Genomic DNA, 26412 nt, shown 5'->3' with positions numbered 1-26412 from the left:
CCTCCCCCTCGTCCTCGTTCCTGTCCACGCTCCCGTCCCCGCTCCCCTCCCCGCTCTCGTCCTCGCTCTCGTCTCGTGAAGGAGTCCCGTCATGGACCGCACCCTCCGCGCCGGCGCACCGGGCACGCCGCCCCCGCTCGGCGAACACCTCCGCTCATCCCGGCTGCGCGCCGCCATGCTCGTCCAGCAGGAAGCCCTGCAGGCCGCCCGCGACTTCCTGCGCGGCGAGGGCTTCACCGAGCTGCTGCCACCGCTCGTCGGACCGGTCACCGATCCCGGGGGCCGCGGCGCCAAGGCCCTGGACGTCGACTACTACGGCCACCCCTACAAGCTGATGACCAGCGCCATCCTCTACAAGCAGGCGTCGCTGCGCGGCTTCCCCAAGCTCTTCTACATCGCCCCCAACGTCCGTGTGGAACCCGAGGAGACCGCCACCACCGGCCGCCACCTCGTCGAGTTCCACCAGATCGACGTGGAGATCGCCGACGCGACCCGCGAGGACGCCCAGGAGATCGCCGCCGGTCTGCTCACCCGCGTCGCCGAGCACGTCTGGACCGCCGTCCCCGGCCTGCTGAGCGAACTCGGCCGCAGGGAGGAGGACTTCGCGGACATCCGCGGCGGCAAGTACGACGTCTGCACCCACGAGGAGGCCGTGCGCCGCCTCCTCGCCGCGGGCCACCCGCAGAACCCCGACGGCGAGATCGACTGGACCGGTGAACGCCTGCTGTCCCTGGAGAGCGACCGCGCCTTCTTCGTCAACGACTACCCCAAGGGGTCCCGCGGCTTCTACGACCGCGAGGACCCGGACAACCCCGGCGTGCTGCGCAACTTCGACCTGATCGCCCCCCATGGCTACGGCGAACTCGTCTCCGGCAGCGAGCGCGAGGCCGACTACGCCACCATCGTCACCCGCATGCGGGAGAGCGGCGAGAACCCCGCCAAGTACGCCTGGTACCTCCAGGAGGCCCGCGACGGCATCCCCGCCAGCGCCGGCTTCGGGATGGGACTGCAGCGGCTGGTCCGCTTCCTCACCGGTCTCGACGCCCTCTGGCAGGTCAGCGCCTACCCCAAGCTCCCCGGGGCGGTGACCCCGTGAACGCCCTCACCGCCCCCGGCTTCCCCGAGGAGCAGGTCCGCGCCCGCGCCCGTCACGGCACCGCCGAGGTCTTCCCCCACCCCGCCACGTACGGCGCCCGCCTCTTCGGTCCCTCACCGGCCGCCGCCCCGCCTCAGGACGACCTCGACCGGGCGCGCGTCGTCCCGCCCGTGTTCATGCCCCAGCGGCTCGAGAAGCTCATCGACCTCGCCCGCGAGCCCGAGTTCGGCGACGTCGACCTCACCACCCGCGCCGGCGGTCTCACCGCCCGGCTCCCCCTGTACCTGTCCGCCTTCGGTTCCACCCGGGCCGGCAGCGGCGACCTCGCCCTCCACGCGAGCCGGCAGGCCGCGCGACTCGGCATCCCCATGGTCATCGGGGAGAACATGATCCCCGTCCACGGCTACCGCCGCGCCGACGACACCACCCGCTCCGCGCTCCTCGCCCGCGTCGAGGCCTACCTGGAGGCCGCGCCCGAGGGGACCGGCGGCGTGGTCGTCCAGCAGTCCACCGAGGACGCCGACTCCGAGGTCTGGAACCTCCTCTACAGCGACCCCGCCACCCGGCCCCTGCTGGAGACCGGCCGCCTCGCCTTCGAGCTGAAGACCGGTCAGGGCGCCAAACCCGGCCTCGGCGGCATGACCGTCGTCGGACGCGAGGAGGCCGCACGGCTCGCCCGCCGCTTCACCGTCCAGGAGGTCTTCGGCCCCGACGACGACCACCGGCTGCGCTGCGCCACCCCCGGCACCTTCACCGACGAGATCCTCCGCCAGCAGCTCCGCTTCATGCGCAACAACTTCCCCAGGGCCCGCACCTGGGTGAAGTTCCACCCGGGCCGCGACATCGCGCACGCCGCGCGCACCGCCTGGGCCGCCGGCGCCGACGCGGTCACCGTCGACGGCGCCGAGGGCGGCACCGGATGGGCCCCCGGCGTCTTCCTCGACCAGGTGGGCCTGCCCCTCGCCGAATGCCTGCGCCGCATCGGCCGCCCCGCCGGATGCCTCCTCGCCACCGGCGGCATGTGGGAAGGCGGCCGCGTCCTGCGCGCCCTCGCCCTCGGCGCCACCGCCGTCGGACTCGGCCGCGCCGCCCTGATCGCGGTCGACGAGGACCCCGAGCACGGCCTCGAGCGCCTCGCCGACAGCATCGCCCTCGAACTGCGGCTGCTGATCAGCGCCCTCGGCAAGTACACCGTCACCGGCCTGGACGCCGACGACCTGTGGTGGCCCGCCGACCCCGCCACGACGGCGTCCGCCGACCCGGCACACCCGGCCGACGACCGGAGCGGCGACGTGAGCGGCGACCGGAGCGGCGCCCAGGCCGGTGCGCCGGAGGGTACGTCATGATCCGCCGTCGCCGCCGCGGGACCGTCCACGTCCGCTTCTCCGTCCACGAGACCCCCGGCGTCACCGTCACCGCGTCCCCGCGCGCGGCCACGGGCGAGGACGCCCTCGCCGTCGCGGCTCGCGGCACCGCCCAACGGGCCCTCGCCCAGGCCGGCCGTGGCCACATCGGGGGCCGTCTCGAACTGCGCGCCCCGGCACCGGCCGCACCCGGCCCGCGCCGGCGACGCGCCGTACGCCGGGCCGCCGACCGCGCCGTCACCCTCGCCGTCCGCACCGCCCTGCGCGGCGGCACCGCCGACGTCCGCGTCCGCGTCCGCCCACCCGCCTGACCCGACCGCCCCGGATCGCCTCCCGTCCCACCTCCCCTCCCCTCCCCTCCCGAACCGCCTCGTCCCGCACCCGCACCCGCACCCGCACCAGTCCTCCGTCCCGACAGCCCACAGGAAGCCGGACCCATGACGACCACCTCCGACACCCCGCCCCGCGTCGACTGGCCCCGCATCAGCAGCCTGGTCGCAGGCCAGGCCGCCGTGCAGGGCGGAAGCTACGCCCTGCTCATCGCCATGAGCTGGACCGCCGTCCAGCTCGGCGGATCCGGAGCGGTCACCCTGGTGACGTTGGCCGCCACCCTGCCCCGCGTCCTCACCCTCCTCTTCGGAGGCGCCCTCACCGACGTGCTGGGCCCCCGCGCCCTCCTGCTGCCCGCCACCGGCGCCCGCGTCGCCGTCCTCGCCGTCGGCGCACTGGTCACCATGACCACCGACACCCTGTGGCCCCTGGTCGCCGTCGCCCTCGTCGAAGGCACCCTGCTCGGCCTGACCGGCTCCGCCTCCGGCGTCCTGCTGCCCCGCCTGGCGCCCGAGGACCAGCTCGGTCGCGCCAACTCCCTCTTCTCCATGGTGCTGCGGCTGGCACCGATCGCCGGAACCCCCCTCGGCGCCTGGCTGGTCACCGTCGGCGAGCTGCCCGCCGCGATGACGGTCGCCGCCGTGTGCTGCGCGATCTGGCTGCTGTGCGCCGCCCACGTCACGCACGGCATGGCCAGGCCCGAACCCGTTCCCGGCGGCCCCTCCCTGCTGCGCCGCTCCGGCGACGGCTTCCGCCTCCTGGCCTCCCACCCGCGGCTGCGCTGGATGTTCATCGCCTGCTTCTGCATCGACGTCGCCTTCCTGTGGCCCGCCGAGGTCGGCCTCCCCATGAGGGCCCACGCGGAGGGCTGGGGCGTCGGCGCCGTCGCCCTGGTCCTGTCCGCCTTCAGCGCCGGCGCCCTGGCCTCCGCCGCCGTCGGCGCGGCCCTCGCCCACCGCATCCCCGCACCCGCCAAGCTCGTGGTGACCGGCTTCGGCCTCGCCGGCGGCATGGCCGCCATGGCGCTCGTCCCCTCGCCCGCCGTCCTGGCCGGCACCGCCTGCGCCGTCGGCCTGTGCTCCGGCCTCAACGGCCCGGCCCTGGTGACCGCCTACCAGCAGGCCGTTCCGCAGGGCCGGATGGGCGTCGCGATGTCCACCTTCACCCTCTCCGGCATCGGCGCCGCGCCCTTGTCCCTGGCCCTGTTCTCGACCGTCTCCACCCAGCTCGGACCGACCCGGACGTGGCTGGTCTGCGCCGGTCTCGTCGCCCTCTCCCCGATCGCCGTCGTCCTCGCCTTCCGCAGCGCCGAGGCACCCGCCGAGGCGCCGGCCGAGGTGCCGGCCGGGGTGCCGGCAGAGGCCCCCGCCATGGCGTCCGCCGAGGCGCCCCGCTCCGACCGCACCCGCACCGCACCGGAGCCCACCGCCACTTCCGTGTGAGGCAGACATGTCCCTCCTTGACCATCCCGCGCCGCCCGCCCTGCCCGGGGCCGCCACGGCGTCCGCCCCGCCCGCGGCCGCCGCGTTGTTCCCCGAGCCGCTGCCGCCCCTCCCCGCACCCCTGCCCCGGCCCGTCCGTCCGCCCGCAGCCCGCCCGCAGCTGTGGCTGGTGACCACCGCTGTCCACGAGGCGGCCGCCGCACGCCACGCACCGCTCGTCCTCGAGCCGGCCGAACTCGCCAGGGCGGCGGAGCTGCGCCGGCCCGCCGACCGCGCCACCTACCTGTGCGCGCACGTCGGGCTGCGCCGCCTGCTCGGCTCCCACCTCGGCGTCGCGCCGAGCAAGGTGCCGCTGGCCCGGGCCCCCTGCCCCTGCTGCGGGGAACCGCACGGGCGTCCCGTGCTCCCGGACGGACGGCTGCACTTCTCGCTGTCCCACTGCGAGGGGCTGAGCCTCATCGCCCTCGCCCCGGCCCCGGTCGGCGTGGACATCGAACCGGTGCCGCACCCCGACACCGTGTCGGAGGCCGCGGACGTCCTGCACCCGGCCGAGTCGGCGGAACTGGCCGCCCTCCCGCCGGAGCTTCGCCCCGACGCGTTCACCCGCGTGTGGACCAGGAAGGAGGCGTACCTCAAAGGGCTCGGCGTCGGTCTGGGCGACGACCCGGCCCGCACCCGGGTCGGTGCGGGCCGGACGCCCGCCGCCCCCGTCGGCTGGCTGCTGGCCGACGTCGCGGTCCCCGCCGGGCACTTCGCCGCCGTCGCCGTCCGGCTGTGACCCACCGGCAGTCCGGCGGTGGCCGTCCCGCCGCCGGACTGCCGCACCGACTGCCGCCCGTACCGGGGCACCGCGGTCAGCCTGTTGACACCGCCGGCCTTCCTCCGGGGGCCGGCGGTTCGACCCACCGGCAATCCACCCCACTTCACCCAGCACCCAAGGAGCGCAGATGAACAAGAAGACCACCCGCGCCGCGGTCGTCGGCACCGCGGCCCTGTTCGCCGCCGCCCTCGCCTCGGGCCAGCCCGCGTCCGCCGCCGAAACGCAGACCGGACGGATCACCTCGGTCCAGCAGCTGCAGGAGAGCATCCTGCGGGCCGCCGCCTACGAGCAGGAGACGGCGGCCGGGGCCGGGCTGGGCACCGACCCGATCGGCAAGGCCGCCGACGTCACCAGCTCCGTCTGACCGGGAGGTGATCGCCGTGGCAGAGCGGAAGTCATCGCGGACCTGGTGCCCCAGCGGGGACCCGCACGCCCCGGAGGCCGTCGCCCTGGGGGTCCGGTCGGGGCAAGACGGCGGCGTCGTCTACCTCGCCGACCCGGTTCCGGCGTCCCAGGTCCTCGGCATGGTGCCCGAGGGCGTCGAGCCGCGCCGCGTCCTGCGGTTCGCCTCGCACTGCACGTCGAACTGCGTGAACCGCCGTGGGGACGACTGCACCCTGGTCGAACGGGTCCTGGCCGCCCCGGCCGCGACCGCGACCGCTGTGCCACGGTGTCACCTGCGAACGCAGTGCCAGTGGTGGAGCCAGACGGGCGTGGAGGCGTGCCGCCGCTGCCCGGCGGTCTCCACCCTCCACCTCGCCGGCGACCGCCTCGGCGAGCTCGTCGCCGACCCGTCGACCACCCGCGAACAGCTGGACGAGTGGATCGCGGCGAACCCGGCCGGGGCCACCGGAGCCGGGGCCGGGGGCTGACCCGCACCCCGGGACACGGCCGTCGGCGACGGTGTCCCCGGGACGGTGGACCGCACCGCCCCGGGGACGCCGTGCCCGGCGGCGAAGGCTCCGCGTCCGTTGCGGTGTGGTCGTCGTGCGCCCCGTCGAGGAAGTGGAGCACCGGCCGTTCGCGGTCGGGGGCCGCTGCGTACGAGGCGGGGAGCAGGACCCGCACCGGGAGGTCCGGTGACCAGGTGGGGGTCCGGTTCCCCGACCGCGAAGCGGTGCAGGGCGGTGGCCGCGTCCGCCCGATCGTGGCTCACGACGGCCGCCCGCCCGCGGCCTCGCCCGGGGGCAGAGCGTCCGGGGGGAGGGCGGCGGTGGGCGGGGGCGCTTCGGGCGTGGGCGGCTCCGGCTCCTCCAGGGCGGTGAGGGCGGCGATCAGCGCGGCGGGCGTCGGCGTGTCCCACAGCAGCGTCGCGGGCAGTGACCGCCCCACGGCCTGTCCGAGGAGCACGGTGAGGACGACGCCGTCCCGGGACGTGAGCCCGTACTCGGTGAACGGGCGGTCGTCGGTCACGTCCTCGGGCGCGACCCCGTACCAGTCGGCGAAGCGCGACACCAGCACCTCGCGGACGCGCCCTGCCGTGCCGCTCACAGCGCCTCCCCGCTCAGTGCGCCGGACAGGAAGAGCTCCCGGCAGGCGGAGCGCGCCACCTTCCCGCTCGACGTCCGCACCGCGCGCGCCCGCGCGTCGAGGCCGTGCCGGCTCAGGGTGCGCAGGACGCCGGCGGATTCGGGACCGGGGAAGGCCACCTGGGTGACGGCGGGCCGGTGGGCGCTGTGGGTGGCCCTGTGCCGGAGCCGGTCGGTCAGCAGGGGCTCTGGTTCCAACGTCTCGGTCATCTCGACTCCACGGAAGTGACGGGGCGGTTCGGCCGATGCCCCAGGTTCCGCTTCGGTGCGGCGGCGGAAGAAGACGGGCCGCTGACAGTTCGTCCGAGGGGAACTGTCACCGCGGTGACAAGGCCGGACCCCCGGTCAACGGTCCGCGCAGAAGAGCGCGGCCCGCCGCGGCGGGACTCGTGCTGGTCGCGGCGGGGCCGCTGCTGGTCGCCGGCACGGGCACCGGGGCGTCCTACGCCGGTCCGCAGCCGGGGCCGGTGGCGATCGGCGCCGGCTCGGCACCGACCACGCCGTTGACGGTGCGGTCAGATCGCGGGCGTTCCCGCCACCCGGACCGGCACGGCGTCGGGCCTGGTGAGCGCGGCGCGGGAGATCAGCGGCGTGTTCGGCGTGGTGCTGGTCGGCATCGTGCTCACCCGTACCGAACGTGACGCCCTCGGGGCCGGCGCGGTCCCGCACACCGCCTTCCTCGACGGCTACGCCACGAGGCTGCGGCTGCCGCCGGCTGCGTCCTGCCGGGCACCGTCGTCAGCGTCGTGTCGCTGCGCCGTCGTCAGCGTCGTGCCGCTGCGCCGTCCGGTCCGTCACCGTCGCCGAGCAGCGTGACGAACCCGTCGGGGCCGCGGACGGCGAGCCGTCCGGTGCGCAGCCACCGGCCACCGGGCGGACGTCCGCGGAGGCCGCCGAGATCGCCGAACTGCGGCCCTCGCAGCAGGAGTTCACCCGCGTGACCCGGCAGGACGTCCACCTCGGGGAACCCCTCGACGGCGATCCGCGCCCGGGTGCCGGGCAGGGCCAGCCCGGCCGTGCCCGGACGGGCGTTCGCGGTCAGCGGGTTGGCCAGCGCCACGCCCGCGGCGGCGTCGGGCCCGTACGCCTCAACGACCCGGGCGTCCAGTGCCGCCCGTACCCGCCGGCCCAGGAGGGCGTCCAGCGGGGCCGTCACGATCGTGCGCACCGAGGCCAGGACCTCGTGCTCGTGGGCCGGACGCTCCAGGAGACGGCGCAGGTCCTCGGGCGACGCCATGAGGACGGTGGGGGCGTGCCGGCGTGCCGCCCGGAGCACGCCGAAGGCGTGTCTCTCGGGCACCAGCACGTTGGGGATCCCGGCGAGGAGCGCCGCCGTGCAGACCACGATCCCCCGGGCCGTCGAGAGCGGCACCGTGGACAGCAGCCGTGACCGGCGTGAGGCCGGAGCGGTTTGCCAGGCGACGATCTGGTGTGCCGCCGCCAGCACGTTCCGGTGTCTCAGGAAGACGCTGGTGCCGTCACGCCGCGGCACCGCCACGGCGATGTCCTCGGGCTCGGGGCCCCCGTCCCACCAGGCCGTCGCCGCGTCGTCGCGGCCGCCCGTCCCCCGGTCGAGGTCGCGGTACGCGACCACGGTCGCGCGGTCCTCCGGCGGCCGGGGCCCGTGGGCGCCGAAGGCACCGTACGAGGCCCCCGGGCGTGACCGCCCTGCGGCACGGCCCGGCGCGGCCGCCGCCGGGTCCGGTGGCCTCCGGACGTGCAGGGCGGAGGCCGTCCCGCGCCCTCCGCCCGTCCCCGGGCGCGCGGCCCTAGCCCCGGCGCCCTCGCCACCCGTTCCCTGCCGTGCGTCGCCCTGCCGGACGTCACCGCGCCGCGCGTCGCCGCGCCGGGCGTCACCGCGCCGCGCGTCGCCGCGCCGGGCCGAGGCCACCTCCACGGTGACGACGGCCCGCAGGAGGTCACGCCCGCTGTCGCCCCGTCCGGACGCGACGTCCGCGAGCCGCTCGGCAGGCAGCACGGCCACCACCGCCCGCGTCAGTGCCCGCCGGTGGTCCTCGACCTCGCCCGGGACGACGATCGCGCCGATCCGCCACGCCGCGTGGCACAGGACCACCGCCTCGGGGCAGTCGGGCAGCAGGAGCGCCAAGTGGTCGCCGCGCCGCAGCCCGAGCCGGGTGAGGGCGGCGGCCATCCGCACCACCGTCCGCCGCAGCTCGCGGAAGCTGGTCCGGCTCCCCGGCGCGGACAGGGCCGTGCGGCGCCCGTGACGCCGGGCCGAACCGTCCAGCAGGCCGGACAGGACCCCCGTGGCCTCGGGCAGGTTCCAGGAGAGGCCGGAGGCGTAGTGACGCAGTCCCGGCTCGTCGTCGGGCCGTCGCTCGAACAGATCCGTCATGTGCGGGATGGTGGCCCCCTGCGCGCTGTGACCACTTGTGTCCGGCCGCGCAAACGGCCGTGCCGCGTTGTCACCCCGGTGACAAGGGGCGCCGCACGATCTGTCCGCCGAGGTGGGGCCCGGTGAACTTACCGGGCGGTAAGGTCACCGGGCCACCTGACGTCCCCACACGCCGAGAGAGCTTCGATGGCCGACCGAGCACGCCCCCGGACCGAGCCCGCCGAAGGCGGTCCTCCGCCGGCGGGGATACCCGCCGAGCTCCTCGACCACTTACGGCCCTTCCTGGACGAGATCATCGAGGAGGTGGTGCGGGTCATCCGCACCGAGATCGCCGAGTACGCCCGTCCGTCGGACGAGACGTACATGCACGTCGTGAACCGGGGAGTCGCCCAGGCCCTGGAGGGGTTCCTGGCCCGCCTGTCCGGCTCCGACACCGACTGGGACGACGTCCGGGCGACGTACGAGCGCATCGGGAGGGGCGAGGCGGAGGAGGGCCGCAGCCTCGACTCCTTCCAGTCGGCCCTGCGGCTGGGCGCGCGCGTGACCTGGCGCAGGATGAGCGAACTCCTCGAGGTCCACCGGCTTCCGCCGCACGTGCTCATCGCCTTCGGCGAAACCATCTTCCTGCACCTCGACGAGATGGCGGCCGCCACCACCAGCGGGTACACCGAGGCCCGGCTGCACGCCGCCGGCGAGCTGCAGCAACGCCGCAGCCGGCTGCTGGACCTGCTCACCTCGGAGCGGGCGGTCGCCCCCGAGGCGGTCGCCGACCTCGCCGGGACCGCGCGGTGGCCCCTGCCGCGCGACATCGCGGTCGTCGTCACCGACCACCCCGGCGAGCCGGACGCGGCCCGCCCCATCCTCCCGCCGGAGTTCCTCGCCCGTTTCGACGGACAGGAAGGCGTCATCGTGGTGCCCGACCCGGAGGGCCTCGGCCGGGAACGGGCCATCAGCGGGGCGCTGCGTGGCCTGCGTTCGGCACTGGGCCCCACCGTCCCGCTGGACGCGGGCTCCCGTTCCCTGCGCTGGGCCCGCGACGCCCTGGACCTCACGCGGCGCGGGATCCTGCGCGACACCGGTCTGGTCCGCTGCGCGGACCACCTCCCCACGCTGCTGCTGTTCCGTGACGAGGAACTGGTCGACGCGCTCGCCCGCCTGCGTCTCGGTCCGCTCGACGCCGTGCGGTCCCCCCAGCGCGAGCGGCTGGCCGAGACCCTGCTGTGCTGGCTGAGCTGCGCCCGCAACGCGAGCGAGGTCGCCCAGCGCCTCGCCGTGCATCCGCAGACCGTCCGTTACCGGCTGCGCCAGCTGGACGAGGTCTTCGGTGACCAACTGCGCGACCCGACGGCACAGTTCGAGATGCAGCTCGCCCTGCGCGCCCAGGAACTGCGCCGCCCCGCGGACTGACGGGCCGGGGCGAGGGCCGGGCCCGGCACACGGTGAGGTCAGGGGTGGTGGACGGCGCGCAGGGCCCGCGCCAGCCATTGCAGTTCCTCGGTCGCGTCGGGCGACGGGTTCTGGCCCCGCACCCGGGCGACGAGCCGGTGGTAGCGCTCCGCGCCGGCCTCGATCCCGGCCTCCAGGCTGCGCAGCACGGCGGCCAGGTCGGTGGAGCCGAACAGCCCGGACACCACCTCGGCCGCCGCCGGGCCCTCCGGAGGCACCCCGCGCCGCCTGGCCTCGGCGACGGTCTCCACGACCTGCCTCGCCCACCAGATGGACGCGCCGGGAGGGCGGCCCTGGCCCGCCACGGGCGTGTTCAGCTCCATCCAGGTGCGCAGCCGGGCGCGGAACCCGGGATCCCCCACCAGATCGGCCAGTTCGATCCAGGCGTCCACCTGCTCGGATGTCGGGTCGTCGGGCAGTTCGATGCGGTAGGCGCGTATGCGGTCACGCAGGCCCGGGTCCTCCAGGTGGCCGAACACCTCCTCCTTGAACTCGTCGACGATCTGCTTGCGTTCGGCGGCGGAGAGCCGTGCCAACCGGTTCATCAGTGTGGTCTCCTCAACGGTGGAACCTCGTTTCGCCACGGTCGACAGGACGGCCCGGCTCACCTCGAGTGCGCGGATCTGCGCGTCGAGCGCGGCCACGTGCGCTTCGGCGACCTCGGTGACCGTCGCGCGGCCGCTCAGGACACGGCACACGTCGTGGAGCCCGAGGCCCAGTTCCCGCAGGGTGCGCACCAGTTCGGCGCGGGCCACGGACCCGGCGTCGTACAGCCGGTAGCCGCCCGCGGAGCGGGCCACGGGCGGCACCGCGCCCTCGTCCGACCAGAAGCGCAGGGTGCGCACCGGCAGTCCGGTGCGGCGCGCGAGCCGGCCGATGGTGAGTAGTGCGTCGGGGCGTTCGTCGTCCATGAGCGGCATCCTGGACCTTCCGGCCGCTGGAGACTCAAGCGCTTTCATGAGACGGCCCGTCACTTCTTCCGGACGCGTCCGCCACGGCCGGGAGCGGGGCCTGCCCGCACGGTGAGAAATGCCAGGAAGGGGACGACCGGGCACTGCTACGGTCAGGCACCGTGAACTGGCTACCTGACGATTTCGTCCACCCCACCCTGATACCGCTGCCGGGCGGCGGCCATCACCTGCGCCCGATCCGTGAGGCCGACACCCCGCTCGATCATCCGGCGGTGATGGGCTCGCGTGAGCGGCTGTGGAGCATCTACGGCGAGGCCTGGGGCTGGCCCGCCGCCACCATGACCTACGAGGCCGACCAGGCCGACCTGCTGCGGCACGAGAAGGAGATCGCCGCACACGAGTCCTTCAACTACGCGCTGTTCGACACGGCGGAGACGGCGCTGCTCGGCTGCGTCTACATCGACCCACCGGAGAAGGTGGGCGCGGACGCCGAGATCTCCTGGTGGGTGGTGGACGAGCTGGTGGGTGGCGAGGTCGAGCGGGACCTCGACGCGCTGGTGCCGCAGTGGATCGCGGCCGACTGGCCGTTCACGCAGCCGCGTTTCGTCGGCCGCGGGATCTCCTGGCCGGACTGGCTCGCCCTGCCGGAGCTTCCCGGCGCGTAGGCGGGGGCTGCCCGACCGGTCCGCCCGGCTCCAGTGGTGGCGACTTCCGGGTGTGGCGACCCGCGCGAGAAATGGCCGCTTTCTTCCGCTGTGCGGGGGGTGCGAACCGTGTTCAATCGCCTGTGTTCGCGCGAGAGTCGACGTCGGCCCCATGGAGGAGACCGTGATCGCCGCCCCAGAGCCCCAGCTGACCGAACGCGAGGTCATCGAGCGGGCGGTCGCCCTGCGGCCCGCGCTCCTCGAGCGCCAGGGCGAGACCGAACGGCTGACGCACTACCCGAAGGACACCCACGACGACTTCCTGCGCGCCGGCTTCTACCGCATCCTGCAGCCCCGCAGGTACGGGGGGTACGAGTTCGGGCTGCGGACCTTTCTGCAGGTCGTCGTCGAGGTCGCGCGCGGCTGCCCCTCCACCGGGTGGGCGCTGTCCCTGACCGCCGCCCACGTGCTGCAGGCCGCCTCCTTCTTCCCCGAGGAGACCCAGGACGAACTGTTCGGCGCGGACGGCGACTTCCGCGCCGCCTCCACCCTGCCCCCCGTCGGCGTCGCACAGCCGGACGGCGAGGGCTCCCTCGTTCTCGACGGCACCTGGTCGTACGCGTCGGGGGCGCCGTACTCGACGCACTTCATCGGACAGACCCTGAGCGCGCCCACCAGCCCCGGGGGGCCTCCGGGGCCGCTGCTGCTGTTCGTCGCCCCGCGCCGGGTGTGGACGGTGCTCGACGACTGGCACGGCGTGCTCGGTCTGCGCGGCACCGGCTCCAACAGCATCCACATCGACCAGGGCCGGATACCCGCCCACTTCGCCCGCGAGGCCTCCTTCCTCGACCTGCCGGTGGAGGGCGGCACCGTCGGCAGCACGCTGCACGACAACCCCATGTACGCGGCGCGCGTGGCGAGCTTCTTCCACGCGGAGCTGGCCTCCATCATGATCGGAACCGCCTACGCCGCGGCCGACGAGTACGCCCGGATCATCAGCTCCCGGCCGCTGACCCTCGATCCGGGCCGCACCCGTTCCGACCTGCCCGAGTTCCAGCAGCACCTGGGCGAGGCGCTGGGCCGCATCCGCACCGCCGAGGCGGCCCTGCGGGGCGCCGCGGAGGACTGGACGGAGACCTGCCGGCGCAACGTGTCCGGCGAGGCCCCGTTCACGGCGGCCGAGGACCACCGGCTCGCGCAGATCTTCCTCACGGCCGGGGGGCTGGCCTGGGACGCGCTCCAGGACCCCCTCTTCCGCACGGCGGGCACCCGGTACGGGCGGGACGGGGAGCGGATGCAGCGCTATTTCCGGGACGCCGCGACCTACCGCACCCACGTCGCCGTGGGGATGGCCGAGCCGCTGGCCCGGCGTGTCGGCTGCGACCGCCTGGGGCTGCCGTCGGACGGGATCCCGCTGATTCCGTAGGGGGCCGTCCACCACAGTGCCTCACCCGGGCGCCGGGAGGTCCAGCGGTCGTGCCACCGGCCGCTGGACATCGAGGTCGCGACGGCGCCGGCGGCATCCTCCACGAACGCCGACATGCCGAGGCATGCCCGAGCGAAGCGGCAGAGGGCCCTTCCGGCCATATCCGGGCTGAGCGAGATCGTGCACCGCACGCCACGAGCCCCGGCCGACCGCGCGCACGGGAGCACTCCCCCTGCCGAGTCGGCCCGCGCACCACACCGGATCAGGCCAAGCCGAAGGTGTGGGGCCCGCACAACCATCTGACGTCGAACACCTCTGCGGCTGGGGTGACTGCCGGTTCGCGGACTTGGTCCAGGCCACTGGGGAGGTGGCGGACCACTGCGCCGCGATCCGCTGCCGAGGCCCAGGTCACCCGCTGCTTCACCGTCGACCTGCCGGCGACCGGCCCCGTCCGCCCCCAGGTCACGGCCCACGGCCCGGGGAAGACCTGCCCGTCCGTGGCCGCCTCCTCACGGAGCTGACGGAAGAAAACCCGTCAAATCACCCCGCCGACCGGGATACTGGAGCCTCCGACGCCAAGCAGCAGGGGAGACGCACCGGTGGAATCCGTACGCAGGACAGGTCGTTCGGACAGGGGCGAGGGCGGCGCGGGGCGGCACGCGGTCGTGATCGGCGGGAGTCTCGCGGGGTTGCTCGCCGCTCACGTCCTCGCCGGGCACGCCGACCGGGTGACCATCGTGGAACGGGACCGGCTCCCGGACGGTACCGGGCCGCGGCCCGGGGTGCCGCAGGCCCGGCATCCCCATGTCCTGCTGGAGGGCGGGCAGGTGGCCCTGGAGTCGCTGCTCCCCGGTGTCGTCGCGGAGCTGCGGGCGGCGGGTGCGCCGCGTGTGGGCATGCCGTCGGACCTGGTGCAGCAGCAGGAGGGGCGCTGGTTCAGGAGGCTGCCCGCGACGACGCACATCTACACCGGCTCCAGGGCGCAGCTGGAGGAGCTGGTGCGGCGGCGCGTCCTCGCCAACCCGTCGATCGGCGTTGCGGAGAGGACCGAGGCCGTCGGCCTGCACGGTGACGCCCGGCGGGTGCGGGGCGTCCTGGTCCGGGAGCGCTCCGGTGACGCCCGGGGAACGCGACAGGTCCTCGAGGCGGACCTGGTCGTCGACGCCTCCGGCGCGGGGACGAAGGCTCCGCAGTGGCTGACGGCCGTCGGAGCAGAGGCCCCGCACGAGGAGACCATCGAGACGGGTCTGGCGTACTCCTCCCGCGTCTACCGCGGCCGCGACGGCGTCCTGGACGGCGACACCCGCGGTTACTACGTCTACCCCGGTCCCACCCAGGTCTACGCCGGCGGTGCGCTGCCCCTGGAGGACGGCACCCACCTGGTCGTCGTCTCGGGGCTCCGCGGCGACGAACCGCCCACGGAGGGCGACGAGTTCGTGACGTACGTGAGGAAGAGGCTGCCGCATCCGCTGCTGCACCGGTGGATGGAGGAGGCCGAGCCCCTGACTGCCGCGTTCGCGTTCCGGCGGACCGCGAACGTCCGCCGCCGCTACGACCTTCCCGGCCGCCGTCCGGCGGGCTTCCTCGCCACCGGCGACGCCCTGTGCACGTTCAACCCGATCTACGGTCAGGGCATGGCCGTCGCCGCGATGAGCGCGGTCGTCCTGCGCGACGCGCTGGCCGATCCGCGCCGGCCCGCCACGACGCGACGCGTGCAGAAGGCGCTCCTCGCGGCGTCCAGGCAGGCGTGGGACATCTCGGCCGGGTCCGACCGGTCGATGCCGGGCGCGGTGGGCAACGCCCTGGCGACCGGACCGGCGGACCGCGTCGCGAACCGGTATCTGCGGCGTGTCATGGAGCGCTATCCCACCGACCCCGTGGTGGGGGCCGCCTTCCGCTCCGTCCTGGGCCTCCGGGCACCGGTCACCAGCCTGTTCGCCCCGTCCGTGGTGCGGGCCGTGCTTCTCGGGCGGCCCGCACCGGCACCTGCCGAGCCGCCGACGGCACCGGAGGTCCCCGGCGGGTGAGCGGGACCGTCACGCCGTGCCTGACCCGGCCGGCCGGCTGATACTTCCGCTCAACGTGTTGACCGCCACCTGTGGGTGACCTACCGTCACAACCGTTCGCATACATGAACTGGATTCATCCCACGGAATCCTGTTCCGTGCTCGGACATCGCCCTTCACCACCGCACCAACCCCCACAGGTGCCTGCGGAGGACGCCGCAGGCGGTGAGAGGAACAGCCAGTGCGTACTCAGAAGAAGCACGTCAGAAGGCGCAGCCGTACTGCCGCCGTCCTGGCCGCCGTGGTGTCGCTGCTCGGCGCGGGCCTCGTCGCCCTCCTGGCGACCGGCTCGGCCTCGGCGGCACCCGGTGCGGGTTCGTACAGCCTGAAGAACCTGGCGAGCGGTCTGTGCCTCGAGGTGCCGGGCGCCGGCACGGCCGCGGGCACGCAGCTCACCCAGAGCGCCTGCACCGGGGCCGCGCACCAGACCTGGAAGCTCACCGCCTCGGGAAGCGGGTACACCCTGACCGCCGCGCACAGCGCCAGGTGCGCCGGCGTACGGGACGCCTCCACCAGCGCGGGCAAGGCCGTGGAGCAGCAGAACTGCGCCGGTACCGCCACCCAGGTGTGGACCCTGACGCCGGTCAGCGGCAACACCTACCGGGTCGTCAACGGCAACGGCGGCAAGTGCCTGAACGTCAAGGACGGTTCGACCGCGTCCGGTGCCGCGGTGCAGCAGAACTCCTGCGACTCCGTGACGAGCAAGAGCTGGACCTTCACGGCGTCGGGCACCGTCCCCACGAACCCGCCCACCGAGCCGACGAACCCGCCCACCGGGCCGAGCGACCCGCCCACGGACCGGCCGTCATGGCCGACCGCCAACGGCAGCCAGGCGGTCTCGTCGACCATCGAGGTCTCCGGCACGTACGACGGGGGCATGAAGCGCCTGTACGGCAGCGGCGACCTGGGCAGTGGTGACCAGGACGAGAACCAGCCCCCGGTGATCAGGCTGGCGGACGGCGCCACCCTGCAGAACGTCATCCTCGGCGCTCCGGCCGCCGACGGTGTGCACTGCGCGGGCACCTGCACCATCAGGAACGTGTGGTGGGAGGACGTGGGCGAGGACGCCGCGACCTTCCGCGGCGGCTCCTCCTCGACGGTCCGCACGATCGACGGCGGCGGCGCGAAGCTGGCCGAGGACAAGGTGTTCCAGCACAACGGCGCCGGCACCCTGGTCGTGAAGAACTTCCAGGTCGACGACTTCGGCAAGCTGGTCCGTTCCTGCGGCAACTGCTCCACGCAGAACGCCCGTCACGTCCAGCTGCAGAACATCTGGGCGACCGCCCCGGGCACCAGCCTGGTCGGCATCAACACCAACTACGGCGACACGGCACGGATCTCGGGCGTCACGATCTACGAGGACCGCGACCGCGACATGAAGATCTGCACCAAGTACAAGGGCACGACGAGCGGTGAGCCGAGCGAGATCGGCTCGGGCGCGGACGGCACCCACTGCATCTACACCCCGTCGGCGATCAGGTACGTCGACTGAGACACGGAGCGTCCGCCCGGGCCCGCCCCTCCCCGCCGGGAGGGGCGGGCCCTTCGGGTTCAGCCCGCCTCGATGACCTTGCCGTCGGCTACCTCGACCCGGCGCGTCGTGCGCACCGCCTCCAGCATCCGACGGTCGTGGGTGACCAGCAGCAGCGTCCCCGTGTACGCCTCCAGCGCCGACTCCAGCTGCTCGATGGCCGGCAGGTCGAGGTGGTTGGTCGGCTCGTCCAGGACCAGCAGGTTGACCCCCTTGCCCTGGAGCAGGGCGAGACCCGCGCGGGTGCGCTCGCCGGGCGAGAGCGTGGTCGCGGGCCTCAGCACGTGAGCGGCGCGCAGACCGAACTTGGCGAGGAGCGTGCGCACCTCGGCGGGCTCGGTCTCGGGGACGGCGGCGCAGAAGGCCTCCAGCAGGCTCTGCGTGCCGTGGAAGAGCTTGCGCGCCTGGTCCACCTCGCCCACCACGACGCCCGAGCCGAGCGAGGCGTGGCCGGAGTCCAGCGGCAGCCTGCCGAGCAGGGCGGCGAGCAGCGTGGACTTGCCCGCACCGTTGGCGCCGGTGATGGCGACCCGGTCGGCCCAGTCGATCTGCAGGGTGGCCGGCCCGAAGGAGAAGCCGCCCCGGGCGACGACGGCGTCGCGAAGGGTGGCCACCACGGCGCCGGAGCGCGGCGCGGAGGCGATCTCCATCCGCAGCTCCCACTCCTTGCGGGGCTCCTCGACGACGTCGAGGCGCTCGATCATGCGCTGCGTCTGCCTGGCCTTGGCCGCCTGCTTCTCGCTGGCCTCGCTGCGGAACTTGCGGCCGATCTTGTCGTTGTCGCCGGCCTTGCGACGGGCGTTCTTGACGCCCTTGTCCATCCATCCCCGCTGCGTCTGGGCACGGCTTTCGAGGGCGGAGCGCTTGTCGGCGTACTCCTCGTACTCCTCGCGGGCGTGGAGGCGGGCGCGTTCGCGTTCCTCCAGGTAGGAGGCGTACCCGCCGCCGTAGAGGTTGATCTGCTGCTGGGCGAGGTCCAGCTCCAGGACCTTGGTGACCGTGCGCAGCAGGAACTCGCGGTCGTGGCTGACCACCACGGTGCCGGCCCGCAGCCCGGTGACGAAGCGCTCCAGGCGTTCCAGTCCGTCGAGGTCGAGGTCGTTGGTGGGCTCGTCGAGGAGGAAGACGTCGTAGCGCGAGAGGAGCAGCGAGGCCAGTCCCGCGCGGGCGGCCTGGCCGCCGGAGAGGGCGGTCATCGGAAGGTCGAGGCCGACGGTCAGGCCGAGGTCGGCCGCGACCTCCTCGGCCCGCTCGTCCAGATCGGCGCCGCCGAGCGCGAGCCAGCGCTCCAGGGCCTCCGCGTAGGCGTCGTCGGCACCGGGTGCCCCGTCGACCAGCGCCTGCGTCGCGGCGTCCATCGCGGTCTGCGCGTCGGCGACGCCCGTGCGGCGGGCGAGGAACTCCCGCACCGACTCCCCGGCGCGGCGTTCGGGTTCCTGCGGGAGGTGGCCGACGGTGGCGGTGGGCGGGGAGAGCCGGAGTTCGCCCTCCTCGGGCCGGTCGAGTCCGGCGAGCAGGCGGAGCAGCGAGGACTTGCCGGCCCCGTTGGCTCCCACGAGACCGATCACGTCTCCGGGCGCGACGACGAGGTCGAGACCGGTGAAGAGGGTGCGGTCACCGTGTCCGGCGGCGAGGTCCTTGGCGACGAGGGTGGCAGTCATCAGGGTGCCGATCCTAACGAAGGGCGGGACGGCCCCCGGCCGACGGTCCCTCCCCTCTCAGCCCCGGCGTACCTCGGTGTCGCCGTTCACGGTGCGCAGGGTCAGCCGGCGCCGGTCCGCGGAGTCCGCGGCCGGAGTGGGGACGTCCACGACCGTCCGCCCGTTGACGGTGCTCGCGTCGGTCTCGTAGGGCGGGCCGCCGGCCGGGAGGGTCACCCGCACGGAGCCGTTGCGCGTCACGCCGTCGAGTGTTCCCGGCGAGGTCGTGCACAGCAGGTCGACGTCGCCGTTGACCGTCTCGACGCTGACGTCGCGGGCGGCGAGGCCGTCGGCGCGGACGGAGCCGTTGCGGGTCACCAGGTGCTGGCGGGCGTCCTTGGTGCCCGCGTCGTGCACGGTGACGTCGCCGTTGACGGTGTTCAGGGTCAGTGCGCCGCGCACCCCGTCGACCTCGATGCCGGCGTTGCGGGCCCGCACGGTGAGCGTGACGCCGGCGGGCACGTGGACGAGCGGCATGCCGCCGCAGTTGTCCTGGGTGCGCTCGTCGCCGTGGTCGCAGAGCAGGTCGAGCGTGGGGGTGGCGGCGTCCGCGTCCCAGCGGGCGGGGGTCGCCTCGTCGACCGTCACGCTCTCGTCGTCCGTCCCGACGATCCGCACGCCGCCCTCGGTGGTGACCAGGAGACGGCTGCCGTCCGCCAGGGAGGCGCTCTCGAACAGGTCTCCCCGTGCGCTCCCGGCGGCCCCGGGCCACGGCCCGGCACCGTCGCGGTCACACGCCGTCAGGGTGAGGAGCAGGGCGAACGCGCATCCGGCCCAGGCCGCGCGACCGCCGTGGCGGGGACCCTGCCCTCCGCGGGAGCGGCGCACTCTGCTCGGCGATGCTGTCATGGGGGCGCGTATGCCCGCGACGGCCGAGCGGCACACACCGTCCGTGCCGGCCACGGCGACGACCTGCCGGGCCGCACGGGGCCGGCCAGGACGCCGGGTGATCCGTTCCACGGCACGGTCGCCGCCGCCGGCCACGGCGGGCGCGCGGCCGGCGGCCGGCGGCCGGCGGCCGGCACCAGCGGTCCCTCCCGCGGGCCGGTCACTCCCGCGCGCCGGTCACTCCTCCACGACGTCGAAGCGCAGGCCCGAGGCCGCTCCCCCGCGGCCGGGACGGGTGCGGCGGGCGGTCCACAGGACGCCGCGGCCGTCCGAACCGCGGGCGTACTGGTGGGTCCGGGTCACGGTGAGGCCCTCCCTGGGCACCTCCTCGGCGAACAGCTCGTAGGCGCCGGGGAGCCCGGGGCGGAGCAGACGGCCGAGGGGTGTCGCCCCGTCGAGGTGGGACAGGCGCAGGCGGTAGGAGCCGGGGCGGGGTTCGACGGGGACCAGGGGCAGCCAGTTGGCCGGGACCTCGGTGCGCAGCCGGTAGGCCAGGGTTCCGGCGGGCGGGGGTGCGGGCGCCTCGGCGGGCGGGGTGGCGCCGGCGCGGTCCAGGGTGGTGCCGTGCGGTGTGGGGACGCGGCGTTCGACGGCCCAGGCGAGGTTGGCGTCCTCGTCGCGCACCAGCAGCACCTCCTCGAGCGGTTCGCTCTCCAGGGAGCCCGCGGTGACGGGTGGGACGAACAGCCCGGTGCGGCGGCCGCCGGTGGCGGTGCCGAGGCTGTAGAGGGACCAGTGGGCGTCGCCGGCTCCGGCCCCGGGCAGCGGCAGCAGGGTGGGGCCGCCGAGTTCGGAGCTGAAGGTGTCGCCCACGACCACGGAGGTGATCGTGGTGAGGGAGCCGGAGGGGACGTCCAGCGGGACCATGTACCAGTCGTTGCCGTAGACGGTGGCGAACTCGGCGACCAGCATCCGGGCCAGGTCGGACGGCGCGGCCTCCACCTGGCCGAGGGCGACCCGGGCGTCCTCGAACTCCCAGAAGCGGCGGGCGGGCATGCCGGGGAAGCGGACGGGGGCGGGGAAGGTCGTCGACAGCAGGGGGGTGCGGGCCGGTGCGGGGGCCAGTCCCGTCGCCCCCGCCGCGGTGAAGTCCGTCCAGTCGAGGGTGCCGCCCTGGTACGCCTCGGCGGTCAGGGTCGTCTCGGCGGTCCCCTCGGCCAGGCCGACGGAGAAGCGGTACTCCAGGCGCTGCGGGTCCCAGGTGTCGGGGCCCGTGACCGGGGCGGTCAGGTGGCGTTCGTCGTACCAGGCGAGCCAGGCCTCGAGGACGGGGGCCGCCTCGGGCGGCAGTCCCCACACCGGCTCGGCGGGGGTGGGCGGGGAGGCGTGCAGGGTGAAGGCGACCGCGTTGCCGTCCGGGACGCGGCCGCGCAGCACGGTCAGGTAGCGCGCGGTGGCCTCGTCGGCGGCTCCTTCCTGGCCGGTGAGGCCGAGCGGGTAGTCGTCGAGGAGCAGGGTGACGGCGTCGGCGACGGCGTCGGCCGGCAGGTCGGCGGCGCGCAGCAGGCGCAGCAGGTGCTGGCCGCTCTCGGCGCCCGCCCGCAGGTCGGCGGCGGTGGAGCGAGGACCGCCGGGTTCGGCCTCGGCGAGTGCCTCGAGCGGGGCGGCCCCGTCGTAGGGGACGCCGGGGCCGGCAGCGGGGCCGGGGCGGTAGCGGGTGACGCGGTCGGCGTGGCCGCGGACCCGCACCCAGACGGGGCTGCCCGCGTCGTCGCCGAGGAACTCGCCGAGCTGCCACTGGCGGGCGAGCATCCAGGCGGGATCGTGGACCTGGGCCTCCAGGGAGGGCCGCAGGTCGCCGGTGCGGGCGCGGGGTTCGAGCCGCGTCCAGCTGGTGATGGAGGGCATGGGGTGACGCTCCTGTCTCCGGGAACTCCCGGATCGGGCCGGGCGGTCCGGCACTGCCGGACCGCCCGGCTGTCCGGGGCTACTGCGGCAGGCCTCGGGTGAAGTCGGTGGCGACGGCGTCCCGGTGGGCGACGTTGGTGGCGAGGACGGCGGCGGGCGCGAGCTGCCCGATGTCGGCGACGGCGGTGGGGCTGTCGGGGTGCAGCGCCTCGTGGTCGACGGCGCGCAGCCTGGTCAGTTCGAGGGCCGACTCGACGGTGGCGCCCAGCAGTTCGGGCGTCCAGGTCGGCGAGGCGTCCGGGGGCACGGCGAGCAGGACGGCCTGCGGCGGCGCCGCGTCCGGGGCGTCGACGTGCAGGGCGAGGCCGGTGGTCTGCTCGGTGCGGGGCACCACCTCGGTCCATTCGTCGACGACCAGCCCGCGCAGGCGGCCGGTGAGCAGTTCCTCGGGTGCGGGCGCGCCGGGGATGTGCAGGACGAGGGAGAGCCGGGCGCCGGGGCTTCCGCCGGTGGCGGAGGGCAGGGCGGCCCAGCGTTCCACGCGGTCCGGGTCCGGGCCGGGGGGCGTGTACGGGGTCTGGGCGACGACCGCGGTGAGGGCGTCGCCCGTTTCCAGCGCCTCGGCGTAGCCGAGGGTGGTGACCAGGCGTTCCACGCCGCGGCGGACCCGGCCGAGCCGGGTGAGCCAGCCGACGGGGGCGTGCGGGTCTCCGTCGAGGAGGGTGTCGGCGTGGGCGAGGGAGTCGCTCAGGTCGCCGGGCGATGGGGCGTCGAAGGACGGCAGCAGGACGAGGTCGGCGCCCAGGAGGGCGGTGAGGGTCCCTTCCGCCCACTGCCGGGCGGTGACGGTGCCGGCGGTGCGGGCGGCGGCCAGCAGGTCCGCGCGGGCGCGGCGGCGCTCCAGTTCCGGGGCGACGGTGGCGGCGAGGGAGCCCAGCAGGGCGGCGTGCTCGGCCAGCCGGTCGGCCGGGGTGCCGGGGCGGGGCCGCAGCGGGGGCGCCGCCGCGGGCACGCCGAGCAGGCTCGCCGTGGTGAGGCCGCGGTGGTGCGCGTCGATCCGGAGGGCGGCGGGGACGGCGGCCGGGGTGGCGAGGTCGGCCGCGGCCTGGTCGACGACGGCGCGGACGGCCAGGGCGCGGGCGGTCAGGGCCGGGTCGGCCGGGTCGTCGCCGTCCGGTCCGGTGCCGTCCGCGCCTGGGGCCACGGCCTCCGGGGCGGCCAGGTCGGTAGGACGCAACGGCCTTGCGGTGCGCAGGAGTTCCCGGGCGGCTCGGGCGGTCTCCAGCAGCAGGCCGAGTCCGTCCTCGTCGGCGACCACGGCGACCGGGCGGGCGGCCGTCCGCTCGGCGGCGAGCCGGGTGTCGGCGTGCTGCAGCAGATGGCGTTCGAGGTCGGAGCCGGGGAGGGCGTCCGGGGAGAGGCCGAGGGCGAGCAGGTCGAGCGGGGAGAGCGGCAGCCCGGCGAGGGGAACGGTACGGGTGCCGCCGTCGGTCAGCCGGACGGTGAGGGTGAGGCCGGCCGGGTCGGGAAGCAGTCCGGCCAGCCAGGCGTCGAGGGCGGGTTCGGCCAGGGCGCGGCTCTGGGTGGCCGGGTCGGCGGGCCACACGGATCCGGCGGGCGCCGGGACCGGGTCCTGGCCGCCGGATCCGCCGCCGGGGCCGCCGGGACCGTCGCCGCCTCCCGGCAGGCCGCCGGGGCCGTCGTCGGGGAGCGGGACCGGGTCGCCGGGCGGCACGGGGCCCGGGTTCTCCTCCGGGAGCGGAACCGCGATGCCGCCGCCGGGGAGCGAACCGTCGTCCTCCGGCGGCCGCGGCACGTGGATCGGCGGGGTCTCCCCCGCCCCGCCGCCGGGGTCCTCGGCCGGCGCGCGCAGCCCTGCGGCGGCCGGCGTGGCCGCCGGGTCGGGCAGCAGGACGATCACCCGGTGGGTGACGGCGTCGCCGGGACGGGGGGTGCGCAGGGACTCGAGTTCCGGGGGCGGGGCCTCGCCGTTGCCCATGGCGTCGACGGTGGCGCCGGCCCGCACGGGGTTGCCCTGGGCGGCCTGGTGGACGCCCTCGACGAGCAGGGTGTCGGCGACGGCGTCCACGGCGTCGTCCAGGTCGTCGAGCACCTCGGTGAGCGCGGCGATCTCGGCGGTGGAGCCGGCCGGGACGCCGACGGTGCGGACCAGGTCGAGGCGGCCGGCGGCGCGGCGGCGGTGCAGCCGCAGACCGTCGGTGACGTCCTCGGCGACCACGCGCTCCTCGACCGTCCCGTCGTGCGCGACATGGGTGGCGGTGGTGGGGGCGAGTTCCCGGAAGCGGTCGGTCCAGGAGGCGAGGGTGCCCGACGGGTGGTCCTGCAGGGCGCGTTCGAAGCGGTAGCCGAGCAGGGAGCCGAGCGGGCGGCCCTGGCGGACGCCGTCGATCAGCCAGGCGGCGGTGCGGGCCCTGGTGGAGGTGAGGTCGACGGCGGTGGGGGTGTCCGGCCGGTCGCCGTGGGCGCGCTGCGCGGCGCGCAGCAGGGCCGCGGTGGTGGCCTGGGCGAGCGAGGGCGCGTGGACGGGGCCCGCGGTGTTGTCGGCGGCGAACAGGGTCCACGGCCTGCTGTCGCCGGGTGCCGCTAGGGGGTCGGTCCTCTCCCCCTCCGGCCGGCGCTCCGGGGGGACCTGGGTGGGTGCGGTGGAGCGGGGCACCACGTCCAGCAGCCAGCCGTAGCCGCCGAGGTGGCTGCCGGTGGAGACGCGGGTGCGCAGGTGTTCCAGACGGCGGGTGGCCAGGGAGGTGATCCAGGCGTCCAGTCGGTGGGAGGTGGCGTCCAGGGTCTGGGCGAGCAGCAGCTCGAGTTCGCCGGAGGGCAGCGCCGCGAGCGCGCGGGCGGACTCCAGTGCCTGGTACAGCGGGGCGAGTTCGGGCCGCTGCCGGGCGGCGTCGGTCCACAGGTAGGTGTCGGCGCTCAGCCCGGTGCCGGGGACGGCGCGCCGGGCCCGGTTCCAGACGGTGGCGGTGAGCGCCTCCGGGTCGGTGTCCACCACCTCCGGTTCGCGCCGGCCGGCGGTGCCGGTGCCCAGCACGATGTCCACGGCGCGGGCGTACTCGGCGAGCAGCGAGTGCCGGACCAGGCGGTACAGGAGCGGGGTGGCCGTGGCCGCGGCGGGGCCGCTGCCGAGGTCGTGCCACCAGCGGGCCCAGGGCAGGTTGCCGCGGTCCTGGACGGACGGGACGCTCGCCCACGCGGGCGCCGGGTGGACCGGGGTGGCGAGGGCGGCGAGGTATTCGGCGGGGGTTCCTCCGGGGGTGCCGGCGGGTGCGTCGGTCCAGGGGTTGTCGAGCGGCCAGGACTCCTTGGCGAACAGCAGGCGTCCGGGGCCGAGTTCCCAGCGGGGCAGCCCGAGCCGGGCGGAGAGCGAGGCGGTCTGGGAGGCCAGGCCGGTGCGCCACTGGTCGTTGAGGGCGAGCGGGCCGAACCGCCAGAGGGCGGTGACGTAGTCGGCGCCCAGGCCGCTGCGGGCGTGGACGCGCCGGGCGGTGGGGGCCATGCCGAGGATCTCGGCCACGGTGTGCCGACCGGCCGCGCCGCGGGTGATGCGGGGGACGGCCGCCGGGTCGGCGGCGGACGGGGCCCAGACCCGGTCCCGCAGGGTGCGCAGGAAGGCGGTGACGGCCGGCGGCAGCGGTGGCGTGCCGAGGCCGGTGCCCTCCAGGTCGGTCCAGCGGTCCAGCGCCAGCACGGGCAGCAGGCCGTAGGGCTGGGCGCCGACGCGCAGGGCGGGCAGCGGGCCGCCGGGGCGCAGGAAGCGCCGGGCGTGTTCGCGGGCGCCGCGGATCTGCGCGTCGGTGAAGTGGCCCTCGCCGAACTGGGCGAGGTAGTAGCCCCAGGTCGCCTCCCACAGGGCGGTGGCCATGTGGCGGGCGGCGGCCTGGTCGCGGCGGTGGGCGTCGCGGGCGCGGGACAGCGGGGCGGGGCGGTTCATGCCGTCGGGGCCCTTGACGCCGTCGAGGTCGGTGACGGGCTGCAGGCCCAGGGCCCGGCAGGTCGTCCTGGCGTTGCTCTCCGGGTCGGCCGGCGCCTGGTCGGCGATGCGGACGCGGTAGGCGTCGCGGTTCTCCTGGTCGTCGCGGCCGTACCGGGAGGTCGCGGTGGCGGTGTTGTTGGAGGGGGCGCCGGGCGGGACGTAGCCCAGCCCGCGGGTGTGGTACTGCGCCTCGAGGAGGGCGGACAGTTCGGCGGTGGCGGTCTCCGAGCCGCCCTCGTGCACGCCGTAGGCGAGGACCTGCGCGTACCCGGTGCCGCGTGGCAGGCGGACCGCCATGCCGACGGCCTCGGCGGCGGCGAAGTCGACCAGCCAGCGGGTGGCCTCGTCGGTGGGCGGCGCGGCGGGGTCGAGGTCCTCCAGGACGGCGGTGGGCGCGGGGCCGACGGGCAGGGGGCCGCCGGACGGGCCCGCGACGGGGCGGGTGACCCGGGTGACGGCGGGCGCGCCGGCCTCCCTGGGCCGTCCGACGACGTACCAGCGGGTGGGCAGCGCGCGGGCCACGGCCCGCCGGGTCCACGCGGCCTCCCGGAGCGGGCCGGGGCCGGGGAACCGCGGGGCCGCGGCGGCGCCGTCGCCGGGCTCGGGGCGTTCGAGCGGGTTGACGGGTTCCAGGACGCGGGCGATCCATCCGGCGCGCTCGGCCCCGAACCGCCCGGCGAGCTCCGTCCAGGCGGCCTCCTCGGTGGGCGCGTCGCCGCGGGCCTCCCAGACGGTCCGCCAGTACCGGCGGCCGTGGAGGTCCTCGTCCTCGGTGAGCGGGGCCTCGTGGGTGTCGACGTGGATCTCGTCCGGGTAGATGCGGACGAGGAGTTCGGTGGCGGTGAAGCGGGTCTCCAGCCGGACCGGGAGCAGCACCACGGGCAGCGCGGTGGTGAGGGTCCAGGCCGGGGGCGTCGGTGTGGTCATCGGCGTCCGTCCAGGTGGCGTGGGTGGTGGTCGGGTCGGTGGGCGCGGCGGCGGCGTGGGCTCCCCGCCCGGCTCCCCGCGCCCGTACGCG

At 75.6% G+C, this 26412-nt stretch carries 20 protein-coding genes and 1 pseudogene; 13 read left to right on the top strand and 8 right to left on the bottom strand.

Annotation, left to right across the window (positions count from 1 at the left end; genetic code table 11):
• Positions 1–91 precede the first annotated feature (91 nt).
• The 7 genes from Sfr03f_RS07555 (at position 92) to Sfr03f_RS07525 (ending at position 5924) form a co-directional block, all read left to right on the top strand.
• A complete protein-coding gene (locus Sfr03f_RS07555; RefSeq protein WP_108952876.1) occupies positions 92–1096 on the top strand; it encodes an asparagine synthetase A in 1005 nt (334 codons plus the stop codon).
• Complete coding sequence (locus tag Sfr03f_RS07550; protein WP_108952875.1) at positions 1093–2442, top strand: glutamate synthase-related protein; 1350 nt, start codon at positions 1093–1095, stop codon at positions 2440–2442. The genes Sfr03f_RS07555 and Sfr03f_RS07550 overlap by 4 nt, the downstream gene beginning before the upstream one ends.
• Positions 2439–2771 (top strand): hypothetical protein, encoded by a 333-nt coding sequence (locus Sfr03f_RS07545; RefSeq protein ID WP_108952874.1) that lies wholly within the window; start codon positions 2439–2441, stop codon positions 2769–2771. The genes Sfr03f_RS07550 and Sfr03f_RS07545 overlap by 4 nt, the downstream gene beginning before the upstream one ends.
• 126 nt (positions 2772–2897) lie before the next feature.
• Complete coding sequence (locus tag Sfr03f_RS07540; protein WP_108952873.1) at positions 2898–4232, top strand: MFS transporter; 1335 nt, start codon at positions 2898–2900, stop codon at positions 4230–4232.
• Between the two features lie 7 nt (positions 4233–4239).
• Positions 4240–5010 (top strand): 4'-phosphopantetheinyl transferase family protein, encoded by a 771-nt coding sequence (locus Sfr03f_RS07535; RefSeq protein WP_108952872.1) that lies wholly within the window; start codon positions 4240–4242, stop codon positions 5008–5010.
• A gap of 169 nt (positions 5011–5179) precedes the next feature.
• Positions 5180–5416 (top strand): hypothetical protein, encoded by a 237-nt coding sequence (locus Sfr03f_RS07530; RefSeq protein ID WP_108952871.1) that lies wholly within the window; start codon positions 5180–5182, stop codon positions 5414–5416.
• A gap of 16 nt (positions 5417–5432) precedes the next feature.
• The gene (locus Sfr03f_RS07525) at positions 5433–5924 is read left to right on the top strand and encodes a hypothetical protein (protein ID WP_108953516.1); all 492 of its coding nucleotides are present in this window, start codon (positions 5433–5435) and stop codon (positions 5922–5924) included.
• Between the two features lie 280 nt (positions 5925–6204).
• Here the strand turns inward: Sfr03f_RS07525 and Sfr03f_RS07520 are convergent, their stop codons facing one another.
• The 3 genes from Sfr03f_RS07520 to Sfr03f_RS07510 all read right to left on the bottom strand — a co-directional run bounded on the left by Sfr03f_RS07520 (position 6205) and on the right by Sfr03f_RS07510 (position 8937).
• On the bottom strand, positions 6205–6543 hold the full coding sequence (locus Sfr03f_RS07520; RefSeq protein WP_159105582.1) for an acyl carrier protein: 339 nt from the start codon (positions 6541–6543) through the stop codon (positions 6205–6207).
• On the bottom strand, positions 6540–6791 hold the full coding sequence (locus Sfr03f_RS07515; RefSeq protein WP_174721540.1) for a hypothetical protein: 252 nt from the start codon (positions 6789–6791) through the stop codon (positions 6540–6542). The genes Sfr03f_RS07520 and Sfr03f_RS07515 overlap by 4 nt, the downstream gene beginning before the upstream one ends.
• A 553-nt stretch (positions 6792–7344) precedes the next feature.
• Positions 7345–8937: an AMP-binding protein gene (locus Sfr03f_RS07510; RefSeq protein ID WP_108952869.1), complete on the bottom strand. Its 1593-nt coding sequence runs from the start codon at positions 8935–8937 to the stop codon at positions 7345–7347.
• 186 nt (positions 8938–9123) lie between these two features.
• Between Sfr03f_RS07510 and Sfr03f_RS07505 the strand changes: the two genes are divergently transcribed.
• On the top strand, positions 9124–10344 hold the full coding sequence (locus Sfr03f_RS07505) for a PucR family transcriptional regulator (protein WP_108952868.1): 1221 nt from the start codon (positions 9124–9126) through the stop codon (positions 10342–10344).
• Between the two features lie 38 nt (positions 10345–10382).
• On the opposite strand, the gene Sfr03f_RS07500 is transcribed toward Sfr03f_RS07505, so the two are convergent.
• Positions 10383–11294, bottom strand: coding sequence for a helix-turn-helix domain-containing protein (locus Sfr03f_RS07500; RefSeq protein ID WP_108953515.1), 912 nt, complete (start codon positions 11292–11294; stop codon positions 10383–10385).
• Positions 11295–11455: 161 nt separating this feature from the next.
• Between Sfr03f_RS07500 and Sfr03f_RS07495 the strand changes: the two genes are divergently transcribed.
• The 5 genes and pseudogenes from Sfr03f_RS07495 (at position 11456) to Sfr03f_RS31785 (ending at position 16922) form a co-directional block, all read left to right on the top strand.
• Complete coding sequence (locus tag Sfr03f_RS07495; protein ID WP_108952867.1) at positions 11456–11959, top strand: GNAT family N-acetyltransferase; 504 nt, start codon at positions 11456–11458, stop codon at positions 11957–11959.
• Between the two features lie 163 nt (positions 11960–12122).
• Positions 12123–13364 (top strand): acyl-CoA dehydrogenase family protein, encoded by a 1242-nt coding sequence (locus tag Sfr03f_RS07490; RefSeq protein WP_108953514.1) that lies wholly within the window; start codon positions 12123–12125, stop codon positions 13362–13364.
• Between the two features lie 668 nt (positions 13365–14032).
• On the top strand, positions 14033–15391 hold the full coding sequence (locus tag Sfr03f_RS07485) for an FAD-dependent oxidoreductase (RefSeq protein ID WP_108953513.1): 1359 nt from the start codon (positions 14033–14035) through the stop codon (positions 15389–15391).
• A 220-nt stretch (positions 15392–15611) separates the two neighbouring features.
• Positions 15612–16151: pseudogene (locus Sfr03f_RS31790) on the top strand (RICIN domain-containing protein); the annotation flags it as partial.
• The gene (locus tag Sfr03f_RS31785; protein ID WP_372514310.1) at positions 16125–16922 is read left to right on the top strand and encodes a pectate lyase; all 798 of its coding nucleotides are present in this window, start codon (positions 16125–16127) and stop codon (positions 16920–16922) included. The pseudogene Sfr03f_RS31790 and the gene Sfr03f_RS31785, both read left to right, overlap by 27 nt.
• A gap of 59 nt (positions 16923–16981) precedes the next feature.
• On the opposite strand, the gene Sfr03f_RS07475 is transcribed toward Sfr03f_RS31785, so the two are convergent.
• From Sfr03f_RS07475 to Sfr03f_RS31490, 4 genes are all read right to left on the bottom strand, one after another.
• On the bottom strand, positions 16982–18622 hold the full coding sequence (locus Sfr03f_RS07475; RefSeq protein WP_108952866.1) for an ABC-F family ATP-binding cassette domain-containing protein: 1641 nt from the start codon (positions 18620–18622) through the stop codon (positions 16982–16984).
• A 57-nt stretch (positions 18623–18679) separates the two neighbouring features.
• A complete protein-coding gene (locus Sfr03f_RS07470; RefSeq protein WP_108953511.1) occupies positions 18680–19510 on the bottom strand; it encodes a DUF4097 family beta strand repeat-containing protein in 831 nt (276 codons plus the stop codon).
• A 216-nt stretch (positions 19511–19726) separates the two neighbouring features.
• Complete coding sequence (locus Sfr03f_RS07465) at positions 19727–21397, bottom strand: hypothetical protein (protein ID WP_108952865.1); 1671 nt, start codon at positions 21395–21397, stop codon at positions 19727–19729.
• A 79-nt stretch (positions 21398–21476) separates the two neighbouring features.
• Positions 21477–26321: a hypothetical protein gene (locus Sfr03f_RS31490; RefSeq protein WP_108952864.1), complete on the bottom strand. Its 4845-nt coding sequence runs from the start codon at positions 26319–26321 to the stop codon at positions 21477–21479.
• Positions 26322–26412 lie beyond the last annotated feature (91 nt).

It is taken from the genome of Streptomyces fragilis (assembly GCF_003112515.1).
In the GTDB taxonomy this organism is placed as follows: domain Bacteria; phylum Actinomycetota; class Actinomycetes; order Streptomycetales; family Streptomycetaceae; genus Streptomyces; species Streptomyces fragilis.
This window is presented reverse-complemented; position numbering and strand designations above follow the sequence as displayed.